General features: G+C 62.3%; 11 protein-coding genes. 8 read left to right on the top strand and 3 right to left on the bottom strand.

Annotation, left to right across the window (positions count from 1 at the left end):
* Positions 1-87 precede the first annotated feature (87 nt).
* Both ACP3TA_RS20215 and ACP3TA_RS20210 read left to right on the top strand, forming a co-directional pair.
* Positions 88-312, top strand: coding sequence for a hypothetical protein (locus tag ACP3TA_RS20215; RefSeq protein ID WP_025303190.1), 225 nt, complete (start codon positions 88-90; stop codon positions 310-312).
* Positions 309-575: a hypothetical protein gene (locus ACP3TA_RS20210; RefSeq protein ID WP_033643416.1), complete on the top strand. Its 267-nt coding sequence runs from the start codon at positions 309-311 to the stop codon at positions 573-575. Before ACP3TA_RS20215 ends, ACP3TA_RS20210 begins: the two co-directional genes overlap by 4 nt.
* Positions 576-584: 9 nt before the next feature.
* Here the strand turns inward: ACP3TA_RS20210 and ACP3TA_RS20205 are convergent, their stop codons facing one another.
* From ACP3TA_RS20205 to ACP3TA_RS20195, 3 genes are read right to left on the bottom strand one after another with little or no spacing between them, the layout of a single operon-like run.
* Entirely contained in the window at positions 585-737 is a 153-nt protein-coding gene (locus tag ACP3TA_RS20205; protein WP_004934619.1) for a DUF2474 domain-containing protein, read from the bottom strand.
* A gap of 14 nt (positions 738-751) precedes the next feature.
* On the bottom strand, positions 752-1,759 hold the full coding sequence (gene cydB / locus ACP3TA_RS20200; RefSeq protein ID WP_033643414.1) for a cytochrome d ubiquinol oxidase subunit II: 1,008 nt from the start codon (positions 1,757-1,759) through the stop codon (positions 752-754).
* 2 nt (positions 1,760-1,761) lie between these two features.
* A complete protein-coding gene (locus tag ACP3TA_RS20195) occupies positions 1,762-3,162 on the bottom strand; it encodes a cytochrome ubiquinol oxidase subunit I (protein WP_004934615.1) in 1,401 nt (466 codons plus the stop codon).
* A 144-nt stretch (positions 3,163-3,306) separates the two neighbouring features.
* Between ACP3TA_RS20195 and ACP3TA_RS20190 the strand changes: the two genes are divergently transcribed.
* The 6 genes from ACP3TA_RS20190 to ACP3TA_RS20165 all read left to right on the top strand — a co-directional run bounded on the left by ACP3TA_RS20190 (position 3,307) and on the right by ACP3TA_RS20165 (position 10,469).
* Positions 3,307-4,725 carry a PLP-dependent aminotransferase family protein gene (locus tag ACP3TA_RS20190; protein WP_060660608.1) on the top strand — a complete coding sequence of 473 codons (1,419 nt, stop codon included), beginning with the start codon at positions 3,307-3,309 and terminating at the stop codon, positions 4,723-4,725.
* 154 nt (positions 4,726-4,879) lie between these two features.
* Positions 4,880-6,568: an ABC transporter substrate-binding protein gene (locus tag ACP3TA_RS20185; RefSeq protein ID WP_033643412.1), complete on the top strand. Its 1,689-nt coding sequence runs from the start codon at positions 4,880-4,882 to the stop codon at positions 6,566-6,568.
* A 48-nt stretch (positions 6,569-6,616) separates the two neighbouring features.
* A complete protein-coding gene (locus ACP3TA_RS20180) occupies positions 6,617-7,573 on the top strand; it encodes an ABC transporter permease (protein WP_206196358.1) in 957 nt (318 codons plus the stop codon).
* 4 nt (positions 7,574-7,577) lie between these two features.
* The gene (gene opp4C / locus ACP3TA_RS20175; RefSeq protein WP_046687269.1) at positions 7,578-8,528 is read left to right on the top strand and encodes an oligopeptide ABC transporter permease; all 951 of its coding nucleotides are present in this window, start codon (positions 7,578-7,580) and stop codon (positions 8,526-8,528) included.
* Positions 8,525-9,511 carry an ABC transporter ATP-binding protein gene (locus tag ACP3TA_RS20170; protein ID WP_206196357.1) on the top strand — a complete coding sequence of 329 codons (987 nt, stop codon included), beginning with the start codon at positions 8,525-8,527 and terminating at the stop codon, positions 9,509-9,511. Before opp4C ends, ACP3TA_RS20170 begins: the two co-directional genes overlap by 4 nt.
* Positions 9,501-10,469: an ABC transporter ATP-binding protein gene (locus ACP3TA_RS20165; protein WP_123061757.1), complete on the top strand. Its 969-nt coding sequence runs from the start codon at positions 9,501-9,503 to the stop codon at positions 10,467-10,469. Before ACP3TA_RS20170 ends, ACP3TA_RS20165 begins: the two co-directional genes overlap by 11 nt.
* Positions 10,470-10,471 lie beyond the last annotated feature (2 nt).

Genomic DNA, 10,471 nt, shown 5'->3' with positions numbered 1-10,471 from the left:
GAGGCGTTACGCAGTTCACTAATTGAACGATATTTGCCCTTCCAGTAGACTTTCCCTCTGTGAATCAACGGCCACAGGAGGTGGACTATGCGCAGCTTGCCGATTCGGTTATCGAACAAAATTGATGATGATCTGAACGATATCGCCCGGCGTCACGGGATGGAAAAAACCGAGGTAATCAAAATGGCGTTTGCACTGATTACCCTTGCCGATAAGTACTGGATGAAACAGGATGGTACTTCTCTTGGCATTGTACGGGAGAAGGGTGAACAGCTTGAAGCGGTGGGGCGGGTCGTGGAGATCTTCCCATGAACATCGAAAGCCGTAATCTGCGCGATGAGGCCAGCCAGGTTTATCTGGAGCAGGTCTTGGTCTTCGACGAAATGGAGCGGCTGCGCCTGGCACGCCAGGTGCTGTGCGGGATATTCGCGGTCAGCGTGGGCGTATTCGCCGCCCACGCGTATTGGGAGAAAAACGAAGCGCTGAATCAGGTGTTTGAGCTGGTGAAGATCGGCGCCTTGCCGCTGGTCACGCTGGTGGTCTCTTTTTACTTTCCCAACAGCGCGTCCAGATAAGGCGCCGCGTCAATGCGACTTCATGCCCGCCGCAGTCATCAGCAGGCGGAACAGCGAGGCAACCACGAACAGCCCCAGCACGCTGGCGCTCCAGATGATCACCAGCCAACCGATGCGTTTCCACCAGGGCGCCGGAGCGGCGGCTGCCGTTTTATCTTGCATAGCGTCCTCCTTCCTCAGTGATAGCCGTGTTCATGGCTGATCTTGCCGCGGAACACGTAGTAGCTCCAGAAGGTGTAGACCAGAATGATTGGGATGATGAACAGCGCGCCCACCAGCATAAAGCCGAGGCTCTGCGGTGGTGCTGCGGCGTCCCATAGGCTGATGGCCGGCGGGATCAGGTGCGGCCAGATGCTGATGCCAAGCCCGCTCAGGCCGAGGAACACCAGCAGCAGCGTCAGCATAAACGGCGAGTAGTGCGCGCCGCGTTTCACTCCGCGTTGAATTCCCCAGGCGCTGAGCAGCACTAGCAGCGGTACCGGCAGCAGCCAGAACAGGTTAGGCAGCGTAAACCAGCGCGCGGCGATTTCGGGATGCGCGATCGGCGTCCAGATGCTGACCGCAGCCAGCACCAGCAGCAGGATCGCCAGCAGCGGCGTCGCCAGGTGATACATGCGCGCCTGCAGGTCACCGGCGGTTTTCATCACCAGCCAGGTACAGCCGAGCAGGGCGTAGGTCACCACCAGCCCCAGCCCGCAGAACAGCGCGAACGGCGTCAGCCAGTCCAGTGCGCCGCCGGCGTAGGTGCGGCCTTCTACCGGGAAGCCGTTGATCACGGCGCCCACCACCACACCCTGGCTGAAGGTGGCGAAGAGAGAGCCCCAGATGAACGCTTTATCCCAGATATGGCGCTTCTCCGGCGTCGCCTTGAAGCGAAACTCGAAGGCCACGCCGCGGAAAATCAGCCCGATCAGCATCAGCGTCAGCGGGATCGCCAGCGCGTCGAGGATCACCGAGTAGGCCAGCGGGAAGGCGCCGAACAGCGCCGCGCCGCCCAGCACCAGCCAGGTCTCATTGCCGTCCCACACCGGGGCGACGGTGTTCATCATCAGATCGCGGTCGCCGCTCGCCTTCACCCACGGAAACAGAATGCCGATGCCCAAATCGAAACCGTCCATCACCACGTACATCATGGTGCTGAACACGATGATGACAAACCAAATCAGCGGAAGATCGATACCCATGTTCAGCTCCTGTCGTCCAGAGTGTCGTTGACCGCGGACAGCGGACGCGCCGGGCGGCCCTCGGTATTGTCTTCTTGGTGTTCATGCGGCTGCGGCCCTTTGCGGATCAGGCGCATCATGTAGGAGTAGCCCACGCCGAACACCGAGCAGTAGACGATGATGAACGCCAGCAAGCTGATGCTCATGTGCAGATCGCCGTGCGCGGACACCGCATCCTTGGTGCGCAGCAGGCCGTACACCACCCACGGCTGGCGGCCTATCTCGGTGGTGAACCAGCCCGCCAGCAGCGCCAGCAGCCCGGAAGGGCCCATCCACAGGATGAAATACAGGAACGGACGCGACTGATACAGCCCGCCGCGCCAGCGCAGCCACAGGCTCCACACCCCGGCCAGGATCATCAGCATGCCCAGCCCGACCATGATGCGGAACGACCAGAACACCACGGTGGAGTTGGGGCGATCTTCCGGCGGGAACGATTTGAGCGCCGGCACCTGCTCGGTCAGGCTGTGCGTCAGGATCAGGCTGCCGAGGTAGGGCACTTCCAGCTTGAAGCGGGTCTCTTCACGCTGCATGTCCGGCCAACCGACCAGGATCAGCGGCGTGGCTTCGCCCGGCGGGTTTTCCCAGTGGCCTTCGATGGCGGCGATCTTCGCCGGCTGATGTTTCAGCGTATTCAGGCCGTGCGCATCGCCGATCAGCGCCTGCACCGGCGCGACGATCAGCGCCATCCACATCGCCATCGACAGCATCTTGCGCATTGCCGGCGTGTCGCGGCCGCGCAGCAGATGCCAGGCGGCGGACGCGCCGACGAAGAACGCCGAGGAGAGGAAGGCGGCGGTGGACATATGCAGCAGGCGGTACGGGAAGGACGGGTTGAAGATGACCTTCAGCCAGTCAACCGGCACCACCTGGCCATTGATGATTTCATGCCCTTGCGGGGTCTGCATCCAGCTGTTGGAGGCCAGGATCCAGAAGGTGGAGATCAGAGTGCCGAGCGCCACCATGCAGGTGGCGAAGAAGTGCAGGCCGGGGCCGACGCGGTTCCAGCCGAACAGCATCACGCCGAGGAAACCGGCTTCGAGGAAGAAGGCGGTCAGCACTTCATAAGTCAGCAGCGGCCCGGTAATGCTGCCGGCGAACTCGGAGAAGAAGCTCCAGTTGGTGCCGAACTGGTAAGCCATCACCAGCCCGGATACCACGCCCATGCCGAAGTTAACGGCGAAAATCTTTGACCAGAAGTGATAAAGCTCACGATAGGCTTCATTGTGCGTTTTCAACCATAATCCTTCCAGCACCGCCAGATAGCTGGCTAAACCGATGGTGATGGCGGGGAAAATGATATGGAAAGACACGGTGAAGGCGAACTGTATTCTGGCAAGTTCCAGTGCATCAAGACCCAGCATGGCGCCTCCTAGGGTTGAACATAAATTAACCTCTTGAGTATAGCTGTCATTTTTATGTGAAATGCTTGGCGTTAAGTTAAGCACGGAGTACAGTGCCTATAATAGTGACAGTTATTTTACTTTTTCATATAACAGTTAATGGTTATGACCCGATACGAGCAGCTTGCGCAGCAGATTAGAGAACAGATCCAGAACCGGGTGTGGCGGGCGGGCGACAAGCTGCCTTCGCTGCGCGAGAGCGGCAAACGCGCCGGATTGAGCCTGATGACGGTGGTGCAGTCTTATCAACTGCTGGAGAGCCAGGGGTGGATCGTCGCCCGGCCGCAGTCGGGCTACTATGTGGCGGCGCGTCCGCAGCCGCTGCCGCAGCCTTCGCGCGGCGAGAAACTGCTGCTGAGCGAGCAGGTGGACATCAACGCCTTTATTTTCGACGTGCTGCAGGCCTGCAAGGATCCGGACATCGTGCCTTTCGGTTCGGCGTTTCCCGACGCCACGCTGTTCGCCCAGCCGAAGCTGGCGCGGGCGCTGAGCAGCGTAGCGCGCAAGTTCACGCCGCACAGTTCGCTGGTCAACCTGCCGCCGGGCAACGACGCGCTGCGGCGGCACATTGCCCAACGCTATGCGCTGAGCGGCATGCAGGTCGCGCCGGACGAGATCGTCATCACCGCCGGGGCGATGGAGTCGCTCAGCCTCAGCCTGCAGGCGGTGACCCAACCGGGCGACTATGTGGCGATCGAGTCGCCGGCGTTTTACGGCGCGCTGCAGGCGCTGGAACGGCTGCGGCTGAAGGCGGTGGCGATCGCCACGCATCCGCAGGACGGTATCGATCTGGACGCGTTGCAGCAGGCGGTGGAGCAGTATCCGATCAAAGCCTGCTGGCTGATGACCCACTTCCAGAACCCGCAGGGCGCCACCCTGCCGGAGGCCAACAAGCAGCGTCTGGTGGTGCTGCTGCGCGAACGGCAGATCTCGCTGATCGAAGACGATGTCTACGGCGAGCTGTACTTCAGCGCCGAACGGCCGTTGCCGGCGAAGGCGCTCGACAGCGGCGGCCAGATCCTGCACTGCTCGTCATTTTCCAAATGTCTGGCGCCGGGCTTTCGCGTCGGCTGGGTGGCGGCGGGGCGTTATGCGCAACAGATCCAGCGTTTGCAGCTGATGAGCACCGTTTCCACCAGCGTGCCGACCCAGATGGCGCTGGCGGATTATCTGCTGCACGGCGGCTACGACACCCATCTGCGGCGGCTGCGACGCCTGCTGGCCCAGCGCCAAAGCGCAATGCGTCAGGCGATCGCCCACCATTTTCCGCCGACGGTGAAAGTCAGTCAGCCCGACGGCGGGTATTTCCTGTGGCTGGAACTCGACCCGGCGCTGTCGTCGATGGAGCTGTACCGGCGCGCACTCGCACGGGGCATCAGCATCGCGCCGGGGCGCATGTTCACCACCGGCGACCATTTCAACCACTGCTTCCGTCTCAACGCCTCATTTGAATGGAATGACCGCTTTGAAGAGGCGATAAAAACCTTAGCTAAACTTATCCGGGGGCTGGCGGCGGCCGGCTGAATCGCGTTTTTCCCGCCGCTTCGCCCCAGAAAAATTCATAATGCTTTTTTCGGCAATGGAATGCCGGTTTCGTTGTTAGACAGCCCTCCAGCCGCCCATTACTCTGCGATAAATTTTGTCACATTTTTATCAACGGGTAGACGAGGGGCAGTGGGTGAGTGGAATAAAAAATAAGCTAAACAAACTGTTGCGCTATCGGCTGACGCCGCTGGCGTTGGTCTGCGCGCTGGGATTGAGCACCGCCGCGCAGGCGGAAACGCTGGCCGAAGGCATTACGCCGGCCAGCGACGCCGCTCGGGTGCCGGCCGCCGCCAAACTGCGCAAAGATACCGTCGTGGCGGGCATCTCGGAGCCGCAGGGGATTTTCAACCCGTATCTGTTCACCAACGGCTGGGACGAGAACGTGACCGACGTAATCTTCAGCCGGCTGATCGGCCTGGACAGCCAGGGCAAACCGGAAGGGCGCCTGGCGGAGTCCTGGCAGGTCAGCCCCGATAATCTGACCTACACCATCAAGCTGCGGCCGAATCTGGTCTACAGCGACGGCTCGCCGCTGAAGGCCGACGATATCGCCTTTACCCTGACGCTGCTGCATGACCCCGCCTATGACGGCGATACCGATATCACGCCAGCGCACATTCAGGGCGGCGCCGAGTATAAAAACGGCACCGCGGCCGGCATCAGCGGGCTGAAGGTGATCGACGATCGCACCATTCAGATCGTCACCACCCAACCGGGCGCGACCACGTTGCAACTGATTGGCGGGCCGGTATTGTCGCGGGCTTACTACGGCAAAGACTATCAGCGCGGCAAGCTCGACGGCGTGCGCGCCTTGAACGGCAAGCCGCTCGGCAACGGCCCCTACATTTACGACAAGTACGTGCCGGGGCAGGAAATCCGCTTCCACGCCAACCCGAACTTCTACCTCGGCCCGCCGCCGATGGCGCGCTTTATCTATCGCGTCACCAACCCGGCCACCAACTTCCAGCTGTTCCAGACCGGTGAGACCGACTACGACGCCTTTACCGCCAAGCCGGACGATATCGAACAGCTCAAGCTGCTCGGTTTCGCCAATATCAACCTTTACAGCTCGAGCGATTACAGCCGGGTTGATTTCAACCTCAGACGCCCGGCGCTGCAGGACAAGCGGGTGCGTCAGGCGCTGATCTACGGCCTCGATCGGCAAAAACTGATCGCCGTGGTGTACCAAGGGTACGGCAAGGTCGCCAACCAGCCGATTTCGCCGATCTCCTGGGCTTACGACGCCAACGGCATCAATCCTTACGCTTACGATCTCGATAAGGCCAAAAAGCTGTTGGACGAGGCAGGCTGGCAGGTGGGCGCTGACGGCATCCGGCAGAAAGACGGTAAAAAGCTGGAGCTGACGCTACTGGTGACCAAAAAGCTGATCAACGACGCGCTGGTGCCGATCGCCAAGGATAACTACCGCCGGCTCGGCGTGGTGCTGAAACCGCAGGTATTGGATTTCAACGCGCTGCTGGCGCAGCGCAAGGCGGGCAATTACGACCTGGCGTCTCTCAGCACCAGCACGCTGAACGATCCGCACGACGGCGTACGCGACTTCATCAGCCGCGAGAGCGAGACCGGCTACCACAACCCGCAGGTGGACGCGCTGATCGCCAAAGCCAATGCCACGCTGGATATCGCGCAGCGTAAGCCGCTGTACCATCAGCTGTATCAGGTGCTGGCGGACGATCCGCCGGTGATCCTGCTCGGCAACCGCGAAATCTTGAGCGCCAGCAGCGCGCGCGTCACCGGCTTTAAACCGGATATCTACAACGGACTGGTCGGCAGCCTGCCGAACGTCAAACCGGCGCCGTAACGCCCCGATGCCGCCGCGCCATTCCGGGCGGCGGCGATGGAATTCGCGATGAGAAATTTTATCCTGCGCCGTTTGTTGCAGACTATCCCGATGCTGTTGCTGGCTTCATTGCTGATTTTTTGCATCTTCGCCCTGGCGCCCGGCGACTTTATCGACGGCAATATCAACCTGACCGCGCAACGCGCCGCCGAGCTGCGGACGCTGTATGGGTTGGATCAGCCCTTGTTCAGCCGTTACCTGCATTGGCTTGGCCGGCTGTTGCAGGGCGATCTCGGCTTCTCGCTGCAGTATCAGATCCCGGTCAGCACGCTGCTGAACCAATACATCTGGAACTCGTTCCTGCTGGCGGCGGTGGCGATGGTGCTGTATTGGGGCATCGCGCTGGCGGTGGGAGTGATCTCGGCGATGAAACCCTATTCGCTGTTCGATCATCTGATCACCGTGGCGGTGTTCGCCGCCATGTCGTTTCCGACGTTTTTCCTTTGCCTGTTGCTGATCAAATGGTTCGCCGTCGATCTGCACTGGTTGCCGGCGGGCGGCATGTTGCGCACCGGCAGCGAAGCGAGCGGGCTGGCCTGGGCGCTGGAGGTGGCGGCGCACCTGCTGTTGCCGGTGCTGGCGCTGGTGATGCTGCAGGCCGGCAGCCTGACGCGCTATTTTCGCGCCAGCATGCTGGAGGTGATCCGCATGGACTATATCCGCACCGCGCGCGCCAAAGGGCTCAGGGAGAAAACGGTGATCCTCAAACACGCGCTGCGCAATGCGCTGTTGCCGATCATCACCCTGCTGGGGTTCGAGCTGCCGGGATTGTTCTCCGGCGCGCTGATCACCGAAAAAATCTTCAACTGGCCGGGCGCCGGGCATATCCATATCGATTCGCTGGCGGCGCGCGATTATCCGGTATTGATGGGGTTCACGCTGTTTCTGGCGGCGTTGACCATTCTCGGCAATCTGCTGGCGGACATTCTGTACGCCTACGCCGATCCACACATTCGCTTGAGGTAACACGATGTGGGTAACGCTGTTTTTCGGGCGCCGTCGCCGCTGGCGCCAGGCGCAGTTGCCGGCGCTGGCGCAGCTGTCTCCGCCGCCCGCCGCGCAGGCATGGCGCCGTCTGCGTCGCCACCGACCGGCGATGATCTCGCTGGCGCTGCTGGTGCTGTTGGCGCTGCTGTGCCTGATTGGGCCGTCGCTGTCGCCGTGGCCTGACGACGCCGGCGATGTGCTGAACATCAATCAGGCGCCGAGCGGCGCGCATTGGTTGGGCACCGACTTTCTCGGCCGCGATATTTGCACCCGGCTGCTGCTGGCGGGGCGAATATCGCTGACCATCGGCCTGGTGTCGATGCTGCTGTCGGTGACGCTGGGTTATGTGCTGGGGGCGTTCGCCGGTTATCTGGGGGGCGTGGCGGATCGGTTGATCATGCGCTTCGCCGATCTGTTGATGACCATTCCCGGCCTGCCGCTGCTGATCATCATGGGGGCGATGCTGACCGAACTCGACGTGTCGCCGGACTACCGTATCTACATGGTGATGATCATGCTGAGCCTGCTGGGCTGGCCGTCGCTGGCGCGGCTGGTGCGCGGCCAGATCCTGTCGCTGCGCGAGCGGGATTTCATGTTGGCCACCGAAGTGCTGGGGCTCTCCACTCGGCGGCGCCTCTTCGGCCATCTGTTGCCCAATACCGTGCCGATTTTGGTGGTGGTCGCCACCATGGCGGTGGCCAATGCCATCCTCAGCGAGTCGGCGTTGAGCTACCTTGGGCTGGGCGTGGTGCCGCCGACGCCGTCGTGGGGCAACATGATGGACGCCGCCAATAGCCTGATCGACTTTCAGCGCCGCCCCTGGCTGTGGATGCCGCCGGGGCTGGCGATCTTCGTCACCGTGGTGGCGATCAATATCTTGGGCGACGGCCTGCGGGACGCGCTCGATCCGAAAATGAGCGGGGTAAAACGATGAGTCAACCGCTGGTGGCGTTCGACCGGCTGTCGGTGTCGTTTCATGGCGAGCAGGGGCCGGTGCGGGCGGTGCAACAGGTCAGCCTTGAACTGCAGGCCGGGCAAACGCTGGGGATCGTCGGCGAATCGGGCTGCGGCAAAAGCGTGACCGCCATGGCGCTGATGGGGCTGTTGCCGCAGCCGCTGGCGCAGATAGACGGCGGTGAGATTCGCTTTGAAGGGCAAAACCTGCTGTCGCTGCGGGCATCCAAGATGGCGGATCTGCGCGGCAACCGGCTGGCGATGATCTTTCAAGAGCCGATGAGCGCGCTGAATCCGGTGTTGACCCTTGGCGAACAGCTGGTGGAGCCGCTGATTCGCCACCTGACCCTGTCGCCGAAAGCGGCCTGGCGCCAGGCGATTCAACTCTTGACGGAAGTGGGGTTGGCGCGCGCGGAGGCGCTGATGCGCTGCTATCCGCATCAGCTTTCCGGCGGCATGCTGCAGCGCGTGATGATCGCCATGGCGATCGGGTGCTGGCCGGCGCTGCTGATCGCCGACGAACCGACCACGGCGCTCGACGTTACGGTGCAGGCGCAGATCCTGGCGTTGCTGCGCGAGCAGAGCCGGCGACACAACATGGCGATGATCTTGATCACCCACGATCTCGGGGTGATCGCCCAGATGGCCGATCGGCTGGCGGTGATGTACGCCGGGCGCGTCGTCGAGCAGGGAACGACCCGGGAAGTGCTGGACGAGCCGCGACATCCCTATACGCAGGGGCTGATCGCTTCGCGGCCGGTGCCGGGGCAGCGGCGACGCCGCTTGTACTCCATTCCCGGTCAGGTGCCGGATCTGGCGCGGCTGCCGGAGCATTGCGCTTTCGCCGAGCGCTGCGCGCAGGCCTCCGCTCGCTGCCGCGACGGCATTCCGCCGCTGTACGGCTCCCGTCAGCGTCAGTCCGCCTGTTTTCTCAATGCCGGAGGGCATCCGTATGTCGACTGAACCTTTGGTGGAGGTAAAGGGGTTAAAGAAATATTTTCCGCTGCGCGACGGGCTGTTCGGGCGCACCACCGGCCAACTGAAGGCGGTGGATGATGTCAGCTTCAGCATCCGCAAGGGGCGCGTTTTCGGGCTGGTGGGCGAGTCCGGCAGCGGCAAAACCACCGTTGGCCGCACGCTGCTCGGCCTGCACGACAAAACCGCCGGTGAGGTGCTGTTCAAAGGGCAGGCGTTGGACGGCCTGAGCAAGGACGCGTTGCGCGCCCTGCGGCCGAAAATGCAGCTGGTGTTTCAGGATCCTTACAGCTCGCTGAATCCGCGTCTGCGCGTGGGCGACGCCATTGGGGAAGCGCTGTTGCAACACGGCCTGGCGAGCAAGGCGGAACTGCGCGAACGGGTGCTCGATACCCTGGCGATCTGCGGGTTGTCCTCACAGCATTACGGGCGGTTTCCGCATGAGTTTTCCGGCGGCCAGCGGCAGCGTATCGGCATTGCGCGCGCGTTGATCCTGCAACCGGAATTTATCGTCGCCGATGAGCCAATATCGGCGCTCGACGTGTCGATTCAGGCGCAGATCATCAATCTGTTTTCCGATTTACAGGAGCGGCAGGGGGTGACGCTGCTGTTTATCTCGCACGATCTCGGCGTGGTGGAGCATCTGTGCCAGGATGTGGCGGTGATGTATCTGGGGCAGATCGTTGAGAGCGCCGATCGCGATTCGCTGTTCCGCCAACCGCTGCATCCCTACACGCAGGCCTTGTTGGCGGCGGTGCCGACGTTGGATGCGCAACGCGCGCCGGCGTGGGTGGCCGGCGGCGAGCCGCCGAACCCCGCCAACCCGCCGCGCGGCTGCCGTTTCCATCCCCGCTGCCCGCTGGCCACGGCGCAGTGCCGCGAACAGGCGCCGCAGCTGCGCAGCGTGGCGCCCGGTCATCAGGTGGCTTGCCACCTGGTCGGTTAGCG

Origin of the sequence: Serratia sp. 2C06 (genome assembly GCF_050037615.1) — a bacterium.
Taxonomy (GTDB): Bacteria; Pseudomonadota; Gammaproteobacteria; order Enterobacterales; family Enterobacteriaceae; genus Serratia; species Serratia ureilytica.
This window is presented reverse-complemented; position numbering and strand designations above follow the sequence as displayed.